This window comes from Cloacibacillus sp. (genome assembly GCA_036655895.1).
Taxonomy (GTDB): domain Bacteria; phylum Synergistota; class Synergistia; order Synergistales; family Synergistaceae; genus JAVVPF01.
Map to the genome: position 1 here is coordinate 41,600 of JAVVPF010000012.1, position 21,283 is coordinate 62,882.

The 21,283-nt window shown below is 55.7% G+C and carries 21 protein-coding genes and 1 tRNA gene; 17 read left to right on the forward strand and 5 right to left on the reverse strand.

The window, feature by feature from the left end:
- Nucleotides 1-31 precede the first annotated feature (31 nt).
- The 9 genes from RRY12_05415 (at nt 32) to RRY12_05455 (ending at nt 8,617) form a co-directional block, all read left to right on the forward strand.
- A complete protein-coding gene (locus RRY12_05415) occupies nt 32-1,039 on the forward strand; it encodes a capsule biosynthesis protein CapB (GenBank protein ID MEG2184094.1) in 1,008 nt (335 codons plus the stop codon).
- Nucleotides 1,029-1,475, forward strand: coding sequence for a poly-gamma-glutamate biosynthesis protein PgsC/CapC (locus RRY12_05420; GenBank protein ID MEG2184095.1), 447 nt, complete (start codon nt 1,029-1,031; stop codon nt 1,473-1,475). Before RRY12_05415 ends, RRY12_05420 begins: the two co-directional genes overlap by 11 nt.
- The gene (pgsW, locus tag RRY12_05425) at nt 1,466-2,515 is read left to right on the forward strand and encodes a poly-gamma-glutamate system protein (protein MEG2184096.1); all 1,050 of its coding nucleotides are present in this window, start codon (nt 1,466-1,468) and stop codon (nt 2,513-2,515) included. Before RRY12_05420 ends, pgsW begins: the two co-directional genes overlap by 10 nt.
- Before the next feature lie 39 nt (nt 2,516-2,554).
- On the forward strand, nt 2,555-3,202 hold the full coding sequence (locus RRY12_05430; protein ID MEG2184097.1) for a lactate utilization protein: 648 nt from the start codon (nt 2,555-2,557) through the stop codon (nt 3,200-3,202).
- 471 nt (nt 3,203-3,673) lie between these two features.
- Nucleotides 3,674-4,225, forward strand: a complete 552-nt coding sequence (locus tag RRY12_05435) for a DUF6305 family protein (GenBank protein MEG2184098.1) — start codon at nt 3,674-3,676, stop codon at nt 4,223-4,225.
- A gap of 6 nt (nt 4,226-4,231) precedes the next feature.
- On the forward strand, nt 4,232-5,533 hold the full coding sequence (locus RRY12_05440) for a C4-dicarboxylate ABC transporter (GenBank protein MEG2184099.1): 1,302 nt from the start codon (nt 4,232-4,234) through the stop codon (nt 5,531-5,533).
- A gap of 17 nt (nt 5,534-5,550) precedes the next feature.
- Nucleotides 5,551-5,715, forward strand: coding sequence for a hypothetical protein (locus tag RRY12_05445; GenBank protein ID MEG2184100.1), 165 nt, complete (start codon nt 5,551-5,553; stop codon nt 5,713-5,715).
- Between the two features lie 10 nt (nt 5,716-5,725).
- Nucleotides 5,726-6,889, forward strand: coding sequence for a succinylglutamate desuccinylase (locus RRY12_05450; GenBank protein ID MEG2184101.1), 1,164 nt, complete (start codon nt 5,726-5,728; stop codon nt 6,887-6,889).
- Nucleotides 6,890-6,973: 84 nt separating this feature from the next.
- Nucleotides 6,974-8,617: a C69 family dipeptidase gene (locus RRY12_05455; protein MEG2184102.1), complete on the forward strand. Its 1,644-nt coding sequence runs from the start codon at nt 6,974-6,976 to the stop codon at nt 8,615-8,617.
- 101 nt (nt 8,618-8,718) lie between these two features.
- On the opposite strand, the gene RRY12_05460 is transcribed toward RRY12_05455, so the two are convergent.
- The 4 genes from RRY12_05460 to RRY12_05475 all read right to left on the reverse strand — a co-directional run bounded on the left by RRY12_05460 (nt 8,719) and on the right by RRY12_05475 (nt 11,973).
- Complete coding sequence (locus RRY12_05460) at nt 8,719-9,066, reverse strand: XRE family transcriptional regulator (protein MEG2184103.1); 348 nt, start codon at nt 9,064-9,066, stop codon at nt 8,719-8,721.
- Nucleotides 9,067-9,423, reverse strand: coding sequence for a type II toxin-antitoxin system RelE/ParE family toxin (locus tag RRY12_05465; protein ID MEG2184104.1), 357 nt, complete (start codon nt 9,421-9,423; stop codon nt 9,067-9,069).
- A 119-nt stretch (nt 9,424-9,542) separates the two neighbouring features.
- Nucleotides 9,543-9,743, reverse strand: coding sequence for a heavy-metal-associated domain-containing protein (locus RRY12_05470; protein MEG2184105.1), 201 nt, complete (start codon nt 9,741-9,743; stop codon nt 9,543-9,545).
- A 16-nt stretch (nt 9,744-9,759) separates the two neighbouring features.
- Entirely contained in the window at nt 9,760-11,973 is a 2,214-nt protein-coding gene (locus RRY12_05475) for a cation-translocating P-type ATPase (GenBank protein MEG2184106.1), read from the reverse strand.
- Nucleotides 11,974-12,058: 85 nt separating this feature from the next.
- Between RRY12_05475 and RRY12_05480 the strand changes: the two genes are divergently transcribed.
- The 8 genes from RRY12_05480 (at nt 12,059) to RRY12_05515 (ending at nt 19,611) form a co-directional block, all read left to right on the forward strand.
- A tRNA-Ser gene (locus RRY12_05480) sits at nt 12,059-12,145 on the forward strand.
- Nucleotides 12,146-12,316: 171 nt separating this feature from the next.
- Nucleotides 12,317-12,682, forward strand: a complete 366-nt coding sequence (locus tag RRY12_05485; protein ID MEG2184107.1) for a hypothetical protein — start codon at nt 12,317-12,319, stop codon at nt 12,680-12,682.
- A gap of 5 nt (nt 12,683-12,687) precedes the next feature.
- Nucleotides 12,688-13,425: a 3-deoxy-manno-octulosonate cytidylyltransferase gene (gene kdsB / locus RRY12_05490; protein ID MEG2184108.1), complete on the forward strand. Its 738-nt coding sequence runs from the start codon at nt 12,688-12,690 to the stop codon at nt 13,423-13,425.
- A gap of 79 nt (nt 13,426-13,504) precedes the next feature.
- On the forward strand, nt 13,505-14,620 hold the full coding sequence (locus tag RRY12_05495) for an iron-containing alcohol dehydrogenase (GenBank protein ID MEG2184109.1): 1,116 nt from the start codon (nt 13,505-13,507) through the stop codon (nt 14,618-14,620).
- Between the two features lie 6 nt (nt 14,621-14,626).
- A complete protein-coding gene (locus RRY12_05500) occupies nt 14,627-15,790 on the forward strand; it encodes a DegT/DnrJ/EryC1/StrS family aminotransferase (GenBank protein MEG2184110.1) in 1,164 nt (387 codons plus the stop codon).
- A gap of 33 nt (nt 15,791-15,823) precedes the next feature.
- Nucleotides 15,824-17,047: a M20 family metallo-hydrolase gene (locus tag RRY12_05505; GenBank protein ID MEG2184111.1), complete on the forward strand. Its 1,224-nt coding sequence runs from the start codon at nt 15,824-15,826 to the stop codon at nt 17,045-17,047.
- Between the two features lie 169 nt (nt 17,048-17,216).
- Nucleotides 17,217-18,413: a hypothetical protein gene (locus tag RRY12_05510; protein ID MEG2184112.1), complete on the forward strand. Its 1,197-nt coding sequence runs from the start codon at nt 17,217-17,219 to the stop codon at nt 18,411-18,413.
- Between the two features lie 13 nt (nt 18,414-18,426).
- Entirely contained in the window at nt 18,427-19,611 is a 1,185-nt protein-coding gene (locus tag RRY12_05515) for an amidohydrolase (protein ID MEG2184113.1), read from the forward strand.
- Between the two features lie 275 nt (nt 19,612-19,886).
- On the opposite strand, the gene RRY12_05520 is transcribed toward RRY12_05515, so the two are convergent.
- Entirely contained in the window at nt 19,887-21,242 is a 1,356-nt protein-coding gene (locus RRY12_05520; protein ID MEG2184114.1) for an NlpC/P60 family protein, read from the reverse strand.
- Nucleotides 21,243-21,283 lie beyond the last annotated feature (41 nt).

The following is a 21,283-nucleotide window of genomic DNA, read 5'->3' on the forward strand; positions in this document are numbered from 1 at the left end:
TGAAAAACGATTTAAAAAGAAGCGCGCGGCCATGAAGCCGGAAATAAGAATAGCCGTCACAGGCGGCCGCGGAAAAAGCGGCGTAACGCGCCTTATACACGCGGGCCTTGCCGCCTGCGGTCTTCGCGTGCGTTCGCGCATAACGGGCGTGCTGCCGCGCGAGCTGTCGCGCGACGGCGAGCGCGCCATCATGCGTTCCGGCGCCGCCTCCGCCTATGAGGCCGGATGGTGGTTTCGGCGGCTGCCGCAAGACACGCAGGCCGTAGTCTGTGAAAACAGCGCCGTTACACCTGCGCTGCAGGGGCTTCTTCCCGCCTTTATAGCGCCTTCGGTCACGGTGCTCACAAATACCGCACTGGACCACACGGAGCTTTGGGGCGCCGATGAAACTTCCGTGCTGCGCGCGCTCTCTGAGGCGCTGCCGCGCGGAGGCAAAGTCGTGCTGCCGGAGGCGCTTGCCGTGCGGTTAGATATGCGCCTGCTTGCCGAAGAACGTGCGCTTTCTCTCTTTCCCGTCGCGCCCGACCCCAGCCTTCCCCATCCGTTTTCGATCAACATCGCGCTTGCGCTTGCCGCCTGTTTTTTATCCGGCGCGGACGAGGCGGTGGCGCGCGCCGCGATGGAGAGCCTTCCGCCCGACATCGCGGACTCCTGTATAATAGAAACTGGCGGTGCGCAGCTTGCATTCGCCTTTTCAATAAACGACCTGCAAAGCACGGAAAGCTATTTCACGCAGCTTGGCTGGGAGGTTCGTGACACCGTATGTCTTTACAATCACAGGGCGGACAGGAGCGCGCGCTTTGACGCCTTTTATCCGTGGATGAAGACAGCCGCGTGGCGTGAGGTGCAGATAATAGGCGACAGACCTCCGCGGCTCAGGGATAAATATGTGCCGCTTTGCGGCACCGCCGCCTTTGAGGCGCTTGTAATAAAAAATAAAAAGAGCTTCGGCTGCGGCAACACCGTCTACGGACTGCCGCTGGAATTCAAACTAGAGACCGAAGCCGGAAAGAAGATGCGCGGCATAGATGGAAGATAATTTAACGCTTATCCTAGCGGCCGGAGTGGCCGCCTCGATGATATGGCACAGGCGCACGGGGCTCTCATCGGGAGGCATAGTATCGCCGGGCGTTCTGGCAATGACGATGGGCGACCTACGCCGCGTCGCGGCTGGCATCGCCGTGGCGGTGGCGGTGGCCCTTGTTCTGCGGCTCATCCGGCACTTTAGGCCGCTTTTTGGACACGAACGCACAGGTACCGCGATGCTGCTTGCGCTTGTCATACGTTTTGCCGCGGGAGGCGCCTCCGCCGACCCGCTGTGGTTCGGCTGGGTGGTGCCGGGACTGATCGGCGCGGACGTTGAAAGACAGGGCGCGGTGCAGACGCTTTCATCGCTCTTTATCACAGCCTTTGCCGCGCTCTTTTTCGTAACGCTCGCCAAAGCCGCGTCGGAGTACCTTCTGCAATGGATATAGCAGATTTTCGCGGGTATAAGGCCTCCGTGCGCCGCAAGCGGCTTGCCGCGGGCGCGCTGCTTGTTGTTGCGGCGCTTCTTATGGCGCTTGCCTGGTATCTTTCCGGCTCGTCGCTCTCACCGGAGGAGGAAAAGCTTTACGCGCGCGTCACACGCGCCCACCAGTCTATAACCGCCTTCAAAAAAGAACTCGGCATCTCGACGCCAAAGGCGGACGACCCTCACGCAACGGGCCTGATAGGGCTTGAATGGAGCCCGCTTACTACCACGATAGGGGCGCCTGCCGCGAAACGTACGGCGGCGGACGCAAGATGGGCCGTCATCACCTCGCGCTGGCTAGACACTCTGGGCGTCAAGCGCGGCGACAGCGTAGTGGTGCTCTCTTCCTCATCTTTTCCCGGCATGATACTGAACGTGCTTACGGCGCTTGAAGCGCGCGGCGTGAAGGTGACGATGCTGCTCTCGCTCGGTTCTTCCACCTACGGTGCGAACGATCCGCGCGCTACGTGGCCCGACATCGCGGCGCGCCTGCGAAAAGAGGGGCTGCTGCACACCGCCGCCACCTATTATTCTTATGGCGGCGATGAAGACAACGGCGGCGGGATAAGCGGCGAGGGGCTCCAAATGATGCGAGATGCCGCCGCGCGCTACGGCGTGCCGCTTGTCCCAAAGAAAAATCTGCGTGAGATGGTGGCGTGGAAGATGTCGCTCATAAAAAAAATAGATCCAAAGGCGGTGATCAGCATCGGAGGCTCACATTCGTCAATGGGCGACGACGACGCCGTACTGAAGCTTGAACCGGGCCTCCATCTCAAACCGTCGCCGTATGCCGGAGACGGACTCATCGGAGCTTCGCTTAATGCGGGCTACCCGGTAATACACCTGCTCAACATGAAAGAGCTATGCGCGCAGAACCACGTTCCGTTTGACGCCGCGCCCTCCGCGCTGCTCTACGGCGGCCGCTCCGCGCTCTTTTCGCTTGCCGGTCTTTTTATATTTTTTGCCGCGCTCTTTTGTTACCCGCGCTGGAAAATGATATAAAATACAAGGTATAAATAATTAATAAAGGGGTGCATCTATATGGACTTCCAAGAGGCAAAAAAAGAAAGTGCAAAAAACAAGGCGCTCGTACTCTGCCGCGCTCTTGAAAAAAAAGGCTACAGGGCTGTATTTGCGGCGGATAGAGACGAGGCCGTTAAAACGGCGCTTGAAATGATACCGGACGGAGCCTCCGTCGGCATTCCCGGCACTCTCACCGTGCGCGAGCTGGGACTTCCTGCGGCGCTTGAGGCAAAAGGCTGCCGCGTTACGCACCATTGGGATCCGTCGTTCTCAGCGGAGGAAAGAAACGCCGCATTCATCGCGGAGAATCTCTCCGATTGGGTGGTGACCAGCACAAACGCCGTAACGTTCGACGGTACGCTCGTCAACATCGACGGCACCGGCAACCGGGTCGCCGCGATGGCGTGGGCGCCGGGCAAGATACTCTACATAATAGGCGTGAATAAAATAACGCCGGACCTTGAGACCGCAATAAAGCGCGTCCATAACGAAGCCACGCCGCCAAACGCGCTGCGCCTCGGCAGAAAAACGCCCTGCGCCGCGACGGGTATCTGCGCAAACTGCGAAGGCCCAAACAGGATCTGCAACATACTTTCCATAATAGAACACGCGCCCGGCGGCCGCGACTGCCGCGTCATAGTGGTCGGCGAGGAGCTCGGTTACTAAAGCCACATCCGCGCCGCCTCTGTCCCACAATAGGCAAAAATGCCTGAAAATCAAAAAGACCTCCCGCCTTTCCAAAGACCAGTGGAAAACGGGAGGTTTATTTTTTTCATCCTACGTAAAATAATAAACATATATTTTTGTTAATATAAAGATAAAAGCAAACCTAGTGCTTATGTGGCGCAAATAGGCATATATTTGGTAGTCTTTGTGAAAAAAAGTTAATTAGTTAATGAACATATTCTAATTTTAAAAAACGCCTATTATAAAATACTTAATAATGGATATAGGCGTATTAACGTTTGATTTTTGTGCAAAACTACGTTGTTTAATAATCGATAATATGTTATCATTTGTCGCGCAACAACAGGAATTTGTCGAACCGCGAGAATCGCGTTTTTTCACGGTATTTTCACACAGCCGAAAAAAGGCCTTTTTGCGGTTTGATAATAATCTTTAAGGAGGTTCTTCAATATGAAGAAAGTTTTATGTTTAATGACGCTGCTTTTAGGTTTTGCGACATCGGCATTCGCTCTTGAGATCCAAACGCCGATCATCGCCACAACGTGCGGCCAGACGCCCGGCGCGATGATGGTCAAAATGTCCGCAAACCAGGCCAAGGTGACGCCCGCCGAGCACAATAACGGTCTCACCGCAGCCGACCTCGTAGGCAAGAATTACAAGACGCTCATCGTAACGGCCGGCACCAGCGGCAAGGGAATGGGCGCTGCTGGCACCGACATCGACAAAGAGATCAAACGCTGCCAGGCTCTCATCAAAGAGGCTAAAAAGCTTGGGATGACCGTCATCGGAGCGCAGGTGGAGGGCATGGCCCGCCGCACCGACGCCTCTGACGAAAAATCCATCAAGGCCATCATGCCGCTCTGCGACGCCATCCTCATCGTGAAGGACAGCGACAAGGACGGATTCTTCACCACATACGCCAAGCAGATCAAAAAGCCCCTTATCGTAGCGAAGGATTCCCTCGAGGTCGGTAAAAAACTGGCAGAGATGCAGAAGAAGTAGTCCACGATGTTCGCTTACGCCTATACTATCTTGGCCATAATAGTAGCGGCCTTTTTAGTAGCAAAATTCTTTAAACTATCAACGGAGCTTTCTATGCTCTTAGCAGCGTGCGCCGCGGCTTTATACCACGGCGTCACCTACGCGGGCGACATCTTCCCCGTGCGCTACATCGTTGAAGGCATGTTCACCTATTTCGACGTCTGCCTCATCTTCATAACGGCGACCTTTTTCATGTCGCTCATTAAAGAATCTGGCGGCGTCGCCTTCATCGTGCGCAAAATAGTGGCGAGGTTCAGGACGCGCCGCATGGTGTGCCTGCTGCTGCTCACGCTGGTCATGCTGATCCCCGGAGCGCTCACTGGTTCGGGCGCTACGACGGTGCTTACGGTGGGCGCGCTTGTCGGTTCCGTGCTTGCCGTGATGGGCGTCAGCGCTGAAAAACGCGTAGCCGCGATATTCCTCACGGCGGCTATGAGCGCGGCGGCTCCCCCCATCAATATATGGGCGATGATGGCGGCGGCCGGCGCGAACATGCCCTACGTCGGCTTCACGTGGCCGCTTGCGATACTTTCCGTCTTTGGCGCCGTCTTTTCCATGTTCTACCTTGCGTGGGGCGGAGACGCCATCGACGAAAAACAGGTGCTTGCGCTGCTGCCCGAGCCTCCTGAGAAGATGAGCTGGATGCGCGTCATAATCCCCTTCATCGTTCTTGGCGCGCTCATCGTGGCGGGACGAGTCTTCCCATTCAGCTTCCCGATACTGGGCCTTCCGCTCATATTCATGATAGCGGCCGGCGCGGCCATCCTGCTCAGCCCCATCAAGCTGGACATCTGGAAGGTCTCCTGCGACACCGTCACCAACCTTCTGCCGCTGGTCGGCATCATGGTGGTGGTAGGCGCGCTCAACGAAGTGATGGCGATGACAGGTGCGCGCGGACTGATTTCGCTGCTCATAGTCACGCTGCCGATCACCACGCTCTTTGCGACACTCTTTTTTATACTCCCCATCTCGGAGGGTATGCTGCAGTACGCCGTAGCCCCGCTCATCGGAGTGCCGCTCATAATGCTCTTCAACATGAAGGGGCTCAACCCGATAATCTGCCTATCCGCGATGGCGACGCTCTGGCCGCTTGGCGACTGTCTGCCGCCTACCGCCGTAGTCGGACGCGCCGCGGTGATGGAGCTGGACTACAAAGGCAGCTACTACGCGGGCTTTGTAAAGAGCTGCATCGTACCCTTCATAGCCATCTCTGCCGTCTGCACGCTATTCCTTGTTTTCAGCAAGGAACTGTCGTTCTTGGCGCAGTAGGAGAGGGAGGAATATAGATGCTGGCAGTCAATACTTTCATAATGTACTGTTACTACGCCATCGCCGCCTATTTCGGCGCGGCTATGGCATGGCAGGCCTATAAGACGAAGAACCCGCAGCAGGCAGTTCTTTACATCATAGTGCTGATACCGTTCGTTCTGCGCCTCATGCGCCTTAAGTAGGGTGATTTAGATGACCAAATTAAATGCAGTAAAGATAATAGCGGCTGTTGCTGCCATCGGTGCCATCGCCGTCTCAGGCAAAGAGTTCCGCGACATGTGGAACTTCAAGGAGCCCTCTGTCATCGGACCGCAGACCATAGTCAAAAGACTTTCGGACTACGAGCCGACGATGAAGGGCACGACCAACGACAGCAACATTTACATCATCGACAGCGGAAAGCCCGGCGGCACCGTCATGGTACTCGGCGGAACTCATCCAGAGGAGCCGGCCAGCAACATTTCGACCGCACTGCTTCTTGAAAACGCGAAGCTGGACAAGGGACGCCTCATCATCGTCAACCGCGCAAACAGAAGCGCGTCGCTCGCCACGCGTAGCGGCGAAGCCTATCCCTCATACGACCACGTCAAGACCCCTTGGGGCGAAAAGACCTGGCGTACCGGAGACCGCGCGGCAAACCCGCTAGACTCATGGCCCGACCCAGAGGTCTATATCCATTATCCAAGCAGGCAGATGCTCGCCTACATGGATATACGCAACTTAAACAGAGCGTGGCCGGGGCGCAAGGACGGCCTCATAGCCGAACGCACCACGCACGCGCTGATGCAGCTCATCAAAAAAGAGAAGGTCAACCTCGTCATGGACCTTCACGAAGCCGAGCTTGAATATCCCGTTATCAACACCATCGTCACGCACGAAAAGGGACAGGACGTAGCCGCGATGACCTCTATGGGCCTCACGGCCAACGAGTTCAAAGTGCCGCTCAATATGGAGTTTTCGCCCAAGGCGCTGCACGGCCTCTCTCACCGCGAGATAGGCGACCACTCCGACGCGGCCTCCATCCTCTTTGAGGTGGCCGAACCGTTCCTTGACCGTATCCGCGGCATCACCGACGAAAAACTGCTGATGACCGGCAAGGATGATTTCGTGCGTAAAGCGGGCGACCACAAGCTGCTCTATTCGCCCATCGACGAAAACGGTTGGCCCATCGACACGCGCGTAGGCCGCCATGTCTCCACCGTGCTTGACGCCATCAAAAACTACAGCGACATGAACCCGGACAAAGCCGTAGTCGTCGAAGGCGTGCCGAGATACAAAGAGATAATAGAAAAGGGGCTCGGCAAATTCTTCAAAAACCCCGCAGACGCGCCCGCGGACAAAGTCGTTTACGACTAAACCAAACCGGAAACAGCGGGGAAGCCGTAACCGGCCTCCCCGGGTTTTATCAAAATATTTTACAAAGGAAGTGTAGTGAGAATCATGAAATCGATTTTCAAAAAAGCTTCGCTCGTAGCCCTGTTCCTAATGCTCTTCACCAGCGCGTCGTACGCGTGCACAGTTGTGATGGCCGGGAAAAAGGCGACAGTGAATGGAGAAGTGCTAGTTTCCTACACCTGCGACGGCTGGTATGACAACCGTCTCACAGTGATCCCCGCGCAGAAATATCCAAAAGGCGCAATGGCTCCCGTCTACAAAAACATCTGCTACCAGTCGAAGCCCGACGTGAAGCTTGACAAGGTCGGCGAGATCCCCCAGGCGGCCCAGACCTACGCCTACTTCCACACCGGATACCCCATCATGAACGAAAAGTCGCTCGTTTTTGGCGAATACACATGGGGCGGCCGCGAAGAGAACGAATGCCCGACCGCGATGATGATGATCGAACAGCTCGAGGTCTTCGGACTTCAGCGCGCGGCCACAGCGCGCGAAGCCATCAAAGTGATGGGCGCGCTCGCTGAGAAATACGGCTACGGCGACGGCGGAGAAGCGCTCGCCATCGCTGACAAAAACGAAGTATGGCTCTTTGAGATCACAGGCCCCGGACCCCTCTGGAACGCGGAAAGCGGCAAACCCGGCGCAGTCTGGGTCGCCCAGCGCGTGCCCGACGACAAGTACGGCATGGGCTCAAACCGTTCCCGCATCGGTGAGATCGATTTCAACGACAGCAACAACTTTATGTACTCCAAGAACATAAAGACCTTCGCGCAGGAAATGGGCTGGTGGAAAGAGGGAGAAAAGTTCGTATTCCACAAGATATACAACCCTACCCCCTACGGCTCGCCCTACTACCAGCAGCGCCGCGAGTGGAGAGTCTACAACCTGCTCTCCCCCAGCATCAAACTCGACCCCAACGCGAAGGAACAGTATCCTCTCTTCCAGAAGCCCGAGAAGAAGCTGACCGTAAAAGACCTTATGCGCGTCAACCGCGACTACCTTGAAGGCACGCAGTTCGACCTCACAAAGGGTCTGGCCGCCGGCCCCTTCGGCTCGCCCACACGCTACCCCACAGGCAAGGCGCAGAAGCCCGAGAACCGTAAGAGCAACGACTGGGATCGCCCCATCTCCCTTTTCCGCTGCTCCTACAGCTTCGCCGCGCAGATTCGCCCCAACATGCCCGACGAGATAGCGGCGCTTACATGGTTCGGCCTCGACCAGCCTCACACCACAGTTTATATGCCGATATTTGCCGGCGTGACAAAGCTGCCCGAGAGCATGAACGTCTATGACCGCGCGAAGTTCAACCAGAAATCACTTTTCTGGGCCTTCAACCTCGTAGCCAACTGGGCGGACCTCAAACATTCCTACATGATCAAGGACATTCGCGCCGAGCAGACAAAGCTTGAAGACGGATTCTTCAAGACCGTGCCCGCCGCAGAGAAAAAGTTCATGGAGCTTTACAAGGCCAAGAACGTGAAAGGCGCCGACGCCTACATCACCACCTACGTCAACGACAACATCAACACCGTCTACACAGATTGGTGGAACCTCGCCTGGAATCTTATAGGCAAATATTCCGACGGCTACGTCATTGACGAAAACGGAAAGAATGTAACGGTAGGCTATCCGACAGAATGGCTCACCAAAGTAGGCTTCGGCGACAACGACGCCCAGCCTAAGAAATAACCCATCTCTAAATAAGTAAACGATAGACAGAGAGAGCGCGGAAGAAATATCTTTCCGCGCTCTCTCTGTTTTATGAAGCCCCTTCACAACCCTACTTGCCGTTATTGCGCTGTGGAGGGCTGTAAAAATGGCTCTTCATTATCGGGTGATTCGTACAGTTTGTAGCTGACGCCCTCGGGAAATGTGACAGAAACTTCAAGTTTTCCGCCCATTGCCTTTACGATCTTCTTCAGCGAACGGATGTGAAGGTCGTCCTGTTTTTCCATTTTTGACAGCGAAGGTTGTGCCATGCCAAGGCTTGCGGCAAGAGTTTTCTGCGTCAGATGACGGGCTTTGCGCACATCTTCAAGGCGCAGTGCAAAACGCATAGCCTCGGCCTTTGATTTTGCGTTTGCCTTAACCTCTTCCGGCAGAGCATCGCGCAGCTCGGAGAATTTTTTCAGCGACATTTATATCACTCCTTCGTTTTTTAACTCTTCCAACAGTTTATCAAATAATTTATCCGCTTTAGGAACGTGTTCCTCATACCATCTGTTTGCGCCGCCCTTGCAGCCAGCCAGCAACAAAACCGCTGTACGCCGCGGATCAAAGGCGTAAAGGATACGGTATGGATTTCCACCAGACTGTACTATCAGTTCCCGCATTTGCTTGTGCCTTGAGCCCCTTATTTCGCCGGAATACGGTCTCCCAAGAGATGGGCCGTGCTCTTCAAGCAAATCAACCACAGCCGCAACATCTTCATGTACGGCGTCATTTTGTGCGTCCCACCATAATTCAAATTCGTCGGTAACCTCAATGTCCCACATTATAATATAGCCTCCAAGCTAATTATAATAAAAGGGCCGGCCTTGTCAAGTGAACTTATGGTATTTTAAAATATTCGAGTATATTGTTAATAGATAATTAAAGCTGTACTGCGTTCAGTTTATTCCAGCCCTGCGTCGTAGCCGGCTTGGTCTATTATTTCGAGTACCTTGTCTGCGTCGGCCTCAATCTCTATCAGCGCCTTTTTTGTCTCAAGGTCCAGCGACTTTACGACGCCGCCAGCTTTTTCTACAGCTTCGCGTATCCTCTTTTCGCAGTGTGCGCAGCTCATATCCGGTATGTGAAGTTTGTATTCCGCCATGTCCATTCCTCCTGATCTATGATTGTTTTTCTTTATTTTCAGCGGAGCCCGCTATCCTCAGCGAGTTCAGTATAACTGTGATCGAGCTTGCCGCCATCGCGCATTCGGCGGCTATCGGGTGCAGAAGCCCAGCCATCGCCATCGGTATCGCGATTATATTATATATGAAGGCGCCGAAGAGGTTTTCCCGTATCACCTTCCACGTCTTTGCGGAAATCTTTATCGCGGAGACGATGCGCGAAAGGCCGCCCTTCATTATGACGATGTCCGCGCTGTCGACGGCTAGGTCCATGCCGCCGCCCATCGCTATGCCGACCTCCGCGCCTTTGAGCGCAGCCGCGTCGTTTATGCCGTCGCCGCCCATAAGTACGCGGCGGCCGGCGCTCTGCGCCTCGTGCACTAGAGAGAGCTTCTCTTCGGGGCGCACCTCCCAGCGTATCTCTTCTATGCCCGCCTCGCTTGCTATAGAGAACGCCGTCTCCTGCGCGTCGCCGGTTGCCATCATAGGCGTCACGCCAAGAGCTATGAGGTCTGCGATTGCGGCGCGGGAGTCTTCGCGTATCGGGTCGGTTATTGCGAAATAGCCGACGGGCTTTCCGTTTTTGCGCACCTCAACAAGTGTCATCGCCTGCGCGTCCTTTTTTGTCCACCGCGCCCGGTCAAGCGGCCTGCCTACAAACCATTCGTCGCCGCCCCAGCTGCCGGCCACGCCTTCGCCCGGAGTCTCGACAACGGAGTCGGGCTTTGCCGCAATGTGGATGCCTGTTGCCTCAGTTACGGCGCGCGCAAGCGGATGTCCCGAGGCTGACTCAAGCGCGTAGACATATTTCAGCGCCTCCTGCGGCGCCTCCCATTTTGTGACCTTAGGCTCGCCCTTTGTTATCGTTCCGGTTTTGTCGAGTATCGCAAAATCAACGTCCTTCAGCGTCTGGATGGCCTCCGCGTTGCGGATGAGAAGGCCGGAACGCGACGCCTCGCCGGTGCTTACGACGAGTGCAAGCGGCGTCGCTAGCCCGAGCGCGCAGGGACAGGCGATGACGAGCGTCGCAATAAAGGCGTAGGCCGCAGCCGCCGCTGGGGAGGAAAGGTTCGTAGGCCATGGCATCATCGAAGCAAGCGGCGCTATGAGCGCGTGCATCTGCGGATAGAAGAAATACCACGCGGCCGCGCTTATGCAGGCAAGCGCTATGACGGTAGGCACAAATTTCAGCGTCAGCCGGTCGGCCAGCGCCTGCAGCGGGATTTTGCTTCCCTGCGCCTCGCGCACAAGCTCCAGCATCTTTGCAAGGAATGTATCTTCGCCCACCTTCGTAGCGCGCACCGTGAGCACGCCGTACATGTTGAGCGCGCCTCCCGTCACCTCAGAGCCGGCGCGCTTCGTCACGGGAAGAGACTCGCCCGTCAGCAGCGACTCGTCTACGCCGGACTCGCCCTCGACTACGACGCCGTCAAGCGGGATGCGCTCGCCGGGATTGACCTGTATGAGCGTCTCCGGCTTCACCGCGTCCACCGGCACCATCACCGATTCGCCCTCTATCATCACGCGCGCTTCACGCGGCTGGAGCGTCAGCAGTGTTTTCACCTGCTTCGCCGCGCGGTCGCGCAGATGCGATTCTATATAGCGTCCCGTCAGGTGCAGCATCATTATCATGACGCCCACCGTGCCGAAGGATGGAATGTCAAATCCAAAGAAGCCAAGCAGAGCCGTCAGCCACGACGCGGCGGCTGAGAGCGCAATGAGCGTATCCATATTTGTATGGCGGTGGCGAAGCGCTATCCAGGCGCCGCGCATAGTCTTTCGCCCGCACCAGAAGATGGCGGCCGCGCCGAAAATTATCTCCATCGGGCCGTACCACATGAAGTGATAGCCGAAGAACATGTGCAGGAGCATCAAAAGCGACATCGGCACGCCTATTATGAGTATTTGGATGAGAGTTCTGCGCGCCTCTTTGTAGCGTATTTCGTCAATGTCCGCAGGCGCGTCGCGCACGATCTCATATCCGCTTTTTTTGACGGCCTCCTCAAGCTGCGCCTCCGTCACCTCCGGCGCGGCGAGCACAAAGGCGCTCTCCGTGGCGAGGTTGACCGAAACGAACGAGACGCCAGGCACTTTTTTGAGCGCGCGCTCGATGATGCGCGAGCAGGTGGTGCAGGTCATCCCCAATATCCTGAAGTTCCATTTGTTCTCTTCCGCGATCTTTTCCTTATTTATCTCCGTAGTTTCAGCCATCTGTTTATGCCTCGTTCTCCTAAATTTTTTCTATTATATAGCTTGCAATAAGCTTTAAAATCCGGTATAATTCCTGCTTGTTAATGGAGAGTTGTCCGAGTGGTCGATGGTGATTGACTTGAAATCAATTGGGTGAATAGCCCCGGGGGTTCGAATCCTCCACTCTCCGCCATATTTAACTTATCACGGCCCTCTATGGGGCCGTTTTTTACTGCCATAATAATCTATCACCTTTAAACAATATAACAAAGCGTCAAATACCTGTAATAACACTCCGTGCGCCCATAAATTTGATTTTCAATTATAATGGTCGTATTGAAACCTGCTATCTGGAGGAATGTTAATGAATATGAAAAAGTTTGCGGCGGCGCTTCTGATAATTCTCTGTTTTGCCTCGATGGCGGCGGCTTTCGGGAAGAAGGGCGTCATTCCTGAGGGAGACCCTATCTCCTACAGGGGGCTGCGCGTTTCGGAGAACGGCGTGAGCCTTACGCTCGTCAATAAGGGCGACAAGGCCGTGACCTTCAACGCGGCGCTTGTTTTCTTAAGCGACAAGCGCAAAGAGCTGGGCGACACCTATATTGAAAAGACGACGATCGAGCCGGGCGGCGAGGCCGTCTTTAAGGACCTCTTCCTTAAGGGCGACTATAAGGTTTGCAGAAAGGCCGCGACTATTGCCTGGACTATTTATCTGCTCGAGGCGAAGTAGGCGTGATGGATAAAAAGATAAAGACGCTCGCGGTGATCCCCGCGCGCTACGCGAGCACCCGTCTGCCGGGCAAGCCTCTCATTGAAATAGACGGCGTGCCTCTTGTGATGCGCGTCTTCAACAACGTGAAGAACTGTCCCTGCATAGACCGAGTTATAGTGGCGACCGACGACGAGCGCATTGCGGCGCTCGTTTCGGCAAACGGCGGGGAGGCGGTCATGACGCCCTCTGAGCTGCCAAGCGGCGGCGACCGCGTCGCCTTTGTGTCGCGGATGATGCCGTCGGAGTATGTGCTCAATATTCAGGTGGACGACCCCCTTGTCGGGGCGGATATGATAGAGCCGCTTGTGGCGGCGCTTGACGCGGACGCCTCCGTCATGCTTGCGCTGCTTGCGAAGCGCATAGAAAATATGGAAGAGGTCGAGGCGAAGGACATCGTGAAATGCGTCTTCGACAAAAACGGACGCGCGCTTTATTTCAGCCGTTCGCCGATACCATATCCGCGCAACGAGGGCGGAGTGTGGTACAAGCACATAGGCCCCTACGGCTGGCGCCGCGATTTTCTGCTGGATTTTGCTGCGGCCGAGCAGACGCCGCTTGAGAAGGTGGAGAGCCTTGAGATGCTGCGCGTGCTGGAAAGCGGCCACGCCATCCAGTGCGTCCAGACGCCGCGCGACACTATAGAGATAGATACGCCTGAGGATGTGGCGCGTATAGAAAAATATTTCGCCTCCAGACGCTAAAGCGGCCCTTTGCGCGGGATAATAATTAAAAGGTCAATCAGAATATAAATACAAGAGTATATTTTAAGGAGATATGACAATGAACAAACCTTCAACAATCAAGGAATTTACAGAACTGAAACCGTGGTGGCGCACGCCTGTGCCGACGGATATAGTGCTTTCAGACAACGGCGTGGACGAACTTCTTGCTAGGCTCAAAAAAGAGGGCCGCAGCCCCTTTTTCGTCGTAGACGGAGCGCTGGAGAGCCAGCCCGCCTTTGCTAAGATATTTGCCGCGGGCCCGCTTTTCGTCTTTGACGCCTCTTTCTCGGAGCCGCGGACGTCCGACGTCGACGCGCTGCGCGAAGAGATACGCAGCCTGCCGCAGCAGCCGGACACGCTTGTTGGAATAGGCGGCGGCGCCACGATGGACTTGACGAAGGCGACGGCCATTTGCCTTGCGAACCTCGAACCGGCGCAGCGCTATCAGGGCTACGACCTTGAGATGAACAAGGGCGCCGATATATGGGTGCTGCCTGCGCTGAACGGCACGGGAGCCGAGATAACGCCGATCGCGGTGCTGCGCGGCCCCGAAAAAAAGCTCGGCATCAACAACAGGTATACTGAATCGAACGTCGCGATAATAGACCCGCAGCTTTCAAGCGGAGCGCCGCACTTTAACAGGTTCTTCACGATGATGGACTGCTATTTTCATCACTATGAGATCATGATGAGCAAGACGAGCGCGCCCGATGCAATAGAGGACGCGAAGGATGGACTTGCGCTCTCAAAAGAGGTGCTCGCGCACGACCTCACTGAATACGACCTCGGCAACGCGATGCTTTCAGCTATGGCCTCTGTGCTCGGCGGCAGCAGTACGATCGGCGGCCGCGTAGGCGCCTCGCACGCCATCTCTTACGGCCTCAGCAACAGCGCTCCGCACCTTCCGCACAGCGTGGCGGTCACCATCGCAATGAGCGTGCTTGAGGACATCTATCCCGACGGATACTCCGACACATGCGCCTTCCTTAAGAAAAACGGCCTGGCTATGCCTAAGGCCTCCGACTACGGCATCGGCGAAAAGGATGTCGAAAAGATGACGAAGACGGCGCTCGGCATGGAAAAACTTTGGCACAGCTGCTTTGGCGACGGCTGGCGCGACATAGCGACGCGGGAGTACATCGAAAATATCTACAAGAGAATCATAGGAGCGTGATTTAGAATGCCAGGAACAGAGATATTCAATAATGACGAAGTGAAGGCGGCCGTAGACGTACTCGAACGCCAGATGATACACCGCTACGGTTCTCACGGCGCGCGCGCGGGCATCTACCGCGCCGAGGATTTTGAAAACAGGGCGAAGGAGCTGACCGGCTCAAAGTACGCACTGGCCGTTTCAAGCGGAACGGCGGCGCTCATCACAGCGCTAAAGGGCATAGGCATAAAGCCGGGAGACGAGATAATTACCTCGCCGTTTACCTTCATCGCAAGCGTTGAGGCCATCGTCGCCTGCGACGCAGTGCCTGTTCTCGGAGACCTTGACGAAACGCTGGGCCTCGACCCAGCGTCGGCGGAACGTCTTATCACTCCGCGCACAAAGGCTATAATGCCGGTCCACATGTTCGGCGCCTCTGCCGATATGGACGCCTTCATCGCTCTTGGCAAAAAATATGGCATCCCGATAGTTGAGGACGCGTGTGAAGTGGTAGGCGGCACATACAAAGGCCGTATGCTCGGAAGCATCGGCGCCTGCGGTGCGTGGAGCTTCGACCCGAACAAGACGCTCACCGTGGGCGAGGCCGGCATGATCTTCACCGACGACCACGACGCTTGGTTTGCGATGGACTGCTACAGCGATCACGGCCATGTCCACAGCAAAGAGCACGACCGCGGCGCGGAGGGCAAATTCGGCTTCGGCGTCAACTACCGTATAAGCGAGCTGCAGGGCGCGCTTGGCGCGGTCGCGCTTGAAAAGATGCCCGAGGCTCTTGCCGCGCTGCGCGCCAATAAAAAGAAGATAATGGAGGCAGGCGTAAAGGCGGGGCTTTCGCCGCGCCCGATGCACGACGCGGACGGCGATACGGCGACGCACGCCATCTTTATGATGCCCACTGCGGACGCCGCGAAAAAATTCCAGGCGGCCTCAGGCTGCGCCATAATCGCCGGCAACACGTGGCATTACGCAAAGCACTGGAAGGCGCTTTCTGATATGGGCGACATGGACTATTTCGGAAACCATACGCCGTCATACGCGCCGGAGACGATGGCGCAGGCGGAATCAATGCTTTCACGCGCCGTCATGTTCGGGCTCAACATAAAGATGAGCGACGAAGAGATCGCGAAGATAACCTGCGCGATCGAGAAGGGCGCGGCGGCCGCGCTTTAGCGCGGTACCGTGTTTGGATTGGAGGAGCGGCCTTTGAACGAAGCGCTTATGAAAGAGATAGAGTCTCTCGAACCTCAGATGGTCGAGACGCTCGGCAAAATGATAGAATATCCCGCCGTCAGCCCAAAGAACGGAGGCGCGGGCGAGTTCCACAAGGCGCAGTATCTGCTTGCGAAGATAAAGGAACTCGGCTTTGACGACGTAAAGGTCTACGCCTCGTCCGACCCGCTTGCGGCTGGCGGCGAGCGCCCCAACCTCGTCGTCTCGTATCCGGGCAAAACGAAGCGCCGCCTCTGGTTCGTCTCGCACACGGACGTCGTGCCCGAGGGCGAGCGCTCGCTGTGGCAGACGGACCCGTTCAAAGCAGTCGTAAAGGACGGGAAAATATACGGGCGCGGCGTGCTCGACAACGGGCAGGCGCTGGTGGCGTCGCTCTATGCGCTGTACGCAGTAAAAAAACTTGGAATTGCTCCCGAGTATGAGATATGCCTTGCGCTGGTCGCCGACGAAGAGGTCGGCAGCAAGCAGGGCATCCAGTATTTGATAAAAAAGGGCCTATTTCGCGCGGACGACCTCGTGCTCGTTCCCGATATGGAAAACGAGGCCGGCGATTTTATCGAGATAGCGGAAAAGAGCATCCTATGGGCTGAGTTCACCGTTGACGGAAAACAGGTGCATGCAAGCACGCCGCAGCTTGGAAACAACGCCTGCCGCGCGGCGAACGCGCTTTCTGTTGCGTTGGATGAAGCGCTGCATGCGGCCTTCCCGGAAGAGGACAGCCTCTTTGACCCGCCAGTCTCCACCTTTGAACCGACGCGCAGGGCGCAGAACGTCACCAACATCAACACTGTGCCGGGGCGCGAGGTCTTTGCCTTCGACTGCCGCGTGCTGCCCTCCGTGCCTCTTGAAGAGGTTGAAAAAGTTATAGCCGCGGAGATCAAAAAGGTGCGGGAAAAATACGGCGTCACCGTCGCGTACGGCTTTGAGCAGCGCGAGCAGGCGCCAGCTCCCACAAGCCCCGACGCTGAAGCGGTGAAGCTTCTTACCGACGCGGTGAAGGAGATATTCCCGAAGGTCGAGCCAAAGGCGGGCGGCGTGGGCGGCGGCACTTGCGCCGCGTACTTCAGAGCGGCGGGCATTCCTGCCGCCGTCTGGGGGCAGGCCGAGGACTGCGCGCACATGCCGAACGAATACTCCGTCATAAAATATCTTACGAACAACGCGAAGGTCTTCGCGCTGATGATGGTCGGAAAATAATTGCGCCGCCGCGCCTTGCGGGTCCGGCGATAAATAATATAAACGGTTCTTTCGATAGCAGAAAGGGCCGTTTATATTTTTTACGTGAATTTATCCGAAGCAAAACTGCAAAATTTGTGAGCATGCGATAAAATGTAGAAAACACTCTTGATAAGGATGGGCGTTGCACATGAACAGCATTGAGGCATTTTTGATATTGGCCATCGTCTACTATATCGGCGAATTTGTAGGCACTAAAACAAAAGCGTGGGTGCCCTCCGTCTTTGTCATTGCAACTCTTTTTCTTTTAGGCTTTTGGAGCTTCTTTCCAAAGGACATTGTGGCTCTTGCGGGAATGGGTGCGCCTCTAGGCGGCACGCTTGTAATTATGCTGTGCATCACCCACATGGGCACCATCATTTCGGTGCGTCAGCTGCTTGACCAATGGAAGATAATCTGCGTTACGCTTGCTGGGCTTGCGGGAATGGTGACGCTCTGCTGGTTCGTTTGCATCCCGCTCGTGGGACGAGCCTACGTGATAGCGGGGCTGCCTCCGCTTACGGGAGGTATAGTCGCCGCCACCATGATGAATACGGCGGCGGAGGCGCGCGGTATGACGGCCGCCGCCGTGCTTGCCATTGCGATGTACGCAGTGCAGGGCTTTTTCGGCTACCCGCTTACGGCGATATGCCTGAAGCTTGAAGGACGCAAGCTTCTTGCCGCTTACCGCAGCGGGAAGGTGCGCGCAAGCAAGAATGAAGTTGTGGACACTGTCGTTGGCAACATGGCGACGCAGGAGACTGGCCGATTTAAGTTCTTCCCTGAAGTACCTCCCAAATATTCCACGACGGCGCTCATCCTTGGAAAGCTGATGTTCTCTGCATACATTGCGAGCGTAGCTGCGAAATTTACCGGTATCAACATGGCGGTGCTTGCTCTTCTCTTCGGTGTGATCCTCTCTGAGGTTGGTTTTCTTGAAAAGAACGCGCTCCAAAAGGCCGGTTCTTATGGATTTTTAATGTACGTGCTGATGATATTCGTCTTCGCAGGGCTTAAGGATGCGACGCCAGAGATGCTTTGTGAGTGCATCGGCCCGATGCTCACGATCATCGTAGTCGGTGTGTTGGGTATGGCAGTGCTTTCCATCATCGCGGGAAAAATATTAAAGGTAAGCTGGGAGATGGCATTTGCCACGTCGCTTACGGCGCTGTATGGCTTTCCGCCAAACTACATCCTTACGGAAGAGTCCGTCAAGGCATTGGCTGAGACCCCCGAGGAGCATCAGTATCTGCTTGATTCGATGCTGCCCCAAATGATAGTCGGCGGCTTTGTCACAGTGACGATAACTTCCGTCGTTATTGCCGGCATCTTCATCGGCCTGTTGTAGAGGAGGCGTTGTGATGGATATAAGAGAGGCTGCCAAAAGGCAGAACGATTATATTGTTGAGCTAAGGCGCTGGTTTCACGCGCACCCAGAGCTCTCCTTTGAGGAAAAAAATACTACTGAGCGGATAAGGTGCGAGCTGGAAGGAATGGGGATCAAGACGCGCACCTTCCCAGATTATTACGGTGTCATTGGTACAATACATGGCGGCCGTCCCGGCGCGTGCGTCATGCTGCGCGCGGACATTGACGCTCTGCCTTCCATAGAAAAGACGGGGCTGCCCTTTGCTTCCGAGAACGAAGGCAAAATGCACGCCTGTGGGCATGACGCTCATATCGCAATGCTGCTTGGCGCGGCCAAAATACTTTCTGATATGAAAGAGGAACTGCGCGGTACGGTCAAACTGCTCTTTCAGTCCGCGGAGGAATCGTGCCATGGTGCAGAATATTACGTCGAGAATGGCTGCCTTGACGGCGTAGACGCGATATTTGGCATACATATCTGGGGCACTCTGCTCTCTCCGCTAGTGAGCCTTGAGGCCGGCGGACGAATGGCTTCCTGCGATAATTTTAAAATAACGGTAAAGGGTGCTTCCGCTCACGGTTCCGCGCCGCATCTTGGACACGACGCCGCAGTCGCGGCCGCTTCCATCATCATGAACCTGCAGACCTTTGTAAGCCGTGTAAACGATCCTCTAAACACCCTTGTTGTTACGGTGGGGACGATACGCGCCGGGACGCGCTTTAACATAATTGCAAGCGAGGCCGTGATGGAGGGCACCGTGCGCACGTATTCGCGCGAGCTGCGCAAAACGATTGACGCGGGGCTTGAAAAAATAATAAAGGGTACGGCGGAGGCGCTGGGCTGTGAGGCTGAGTTTCAGTATGATCGCTTCCCGGGGCCTGTGATAAACGACCACGAAGATTTGAACTATATTGCGCAAAACGCGGCTGTTAAGCTCTATGGAAAAGAAATATTGACTAAGATGCCCAAACTGACAGGATCTGAGGATTTCGCCTATTTCATGGAAAAAGTTCCCGGTTTTTATGGATTCATCGGTGCGCTCAAGCCTGAGGACGGCATAACCTATTCCAACCACAGCGACAAATTCACAGTAGACGAGGATGCCCTTCACAGAGGAGCTGCGCTTTACGCGCAGTTCGCAACGGATTTCCTTGAAGCAAAAAGCTGCGCCTCTTGACCGACATCAAGGCGCTCGCCAGACGGCACACGATATATAACTGAACGCCGCCGATATTCCCATGCGTACCCGGAGCTTACGCTGCGCATTGTCGGATATAAAAGGGCGCTGACTATAGGCACCTTAGCGCAGGCAACCGCTACAATATAATTATCTGACCGCGCAAAGCGGTACATTCTATAAAGCCCATCCGTTTTGCGCGATGCATAAACGGGTGGGCTTTTTTGACTTTCTACCGCTGGGAACGGTTCTGGAAGAAGGCGTTTTTTTGTGTGCTATTTGCCTGATTTTTCCGGCATCATCGTCACGATGTTGGTAACGTTGTCGATGACGCTGGTTCCGTCTTTTCTCGTCATCTCCATGTCGGTGACGGCGACGCAGTTAATGGTGCGTCGTCCGTCGGCGCCCGCGCGTCCGGATGGCCCGAGCGCATAGACGTCGTGTATTATATACGGCTTATTATTTACAGTGCCCAGGTAGAGCATGATATGCCCAGGCATCTGTAAAAGAGTTCCGGCGTGACATTTTGTCAGCAGTTTTTTCTTTTCGTCGGCCGTCATTTTCGCGGCGTTCCAGCGCGCGGAAGGGATCTTCGTCTGCGCGCCGGAGTTGCGCGGCAGCTCTATGCCGAAGCAGGCGTAAACGTCGCGCGTGAAGGCGCTGCAATCGCGCGCGGAAAACATTCCGCCCCAGCCGTAGCGTTCGCCGAGCATCTTGAAGGCCTGTTTTACGATATTTTCCTCAGTGCAGGGCAGATATCCGGCCGTCACGTCAGCGGCGCGCGGAATGCGCTCCGTCGCGACGCGTAAGGAGCCGTCGGGCGATCTTTCAGGGACAAGCACCAGATATGAAAAATCACTGGCGACGCCGCCCGCCGTTTCCACGTCGTCCGCCTTCGGCAGCTTCGTCCCCATGAAAAATTCGCGGCGTCCTGCGTCGGCTGCCTCAGTGCGCAAGTCCGTCGTCACGCGGTTTCCTGTGACGGTGTAAAAATCGCGCGAGGCGGTCTCGGTGATGGTTTTTTTGTCGGTGAAGGCGGCGGCCTCCGCGTGCAGCCACCCTGAGGCGGTGGGGCTTACCGTGAAATACCACTTTCCGTCCGCCGAGGCGTGGAGAATGGCAAGCGGCTCCCATATCTTAAGCGTGCTTTCTACGTTCATGTCAAAAAGGAGGTCGTTTGGCTCGCTATACAGTGGTTCGTCCGTCGGCAGCGTCTTGAGCGCTGCGTTTTGAACGGCCACCGCAAAGCGCACGACGGTAGTCTCGCGCACCGAGCCGGTGTTTGTCTGCGCCTCAAGCGATTGCCAAAATGTGTCGGAGGCGGGCGCCGGCCCTAGAAAGCGTTCGCTTTTCGGCCTCTTTGAGAAATTGGCCAACTCCTCCATAACTTTTTCCTTTGAAATAAGCTCGGGATAGGCCGTGATGTCGACGCAGTAGGTTTTAGACGTAGCTTTGATGTTCTGCGAAAGCGTGAATACCTGCTTTGGCAAAAGAATTTCTTTCTTCATGCCGCGCGCGCGCGTCCAGAAGGCCGGCGACAGCATCTTTTCGTTAGTGCCGCAGAAATTTTCCGCGCCCGCGGCGGCGCCGGTGATGATTATAAGAAGCAGTGCGAACAAGATTTTTTTCAAGGCGTTTCCCTCCCTAATAGTTGATAAAGTATAACATTTCA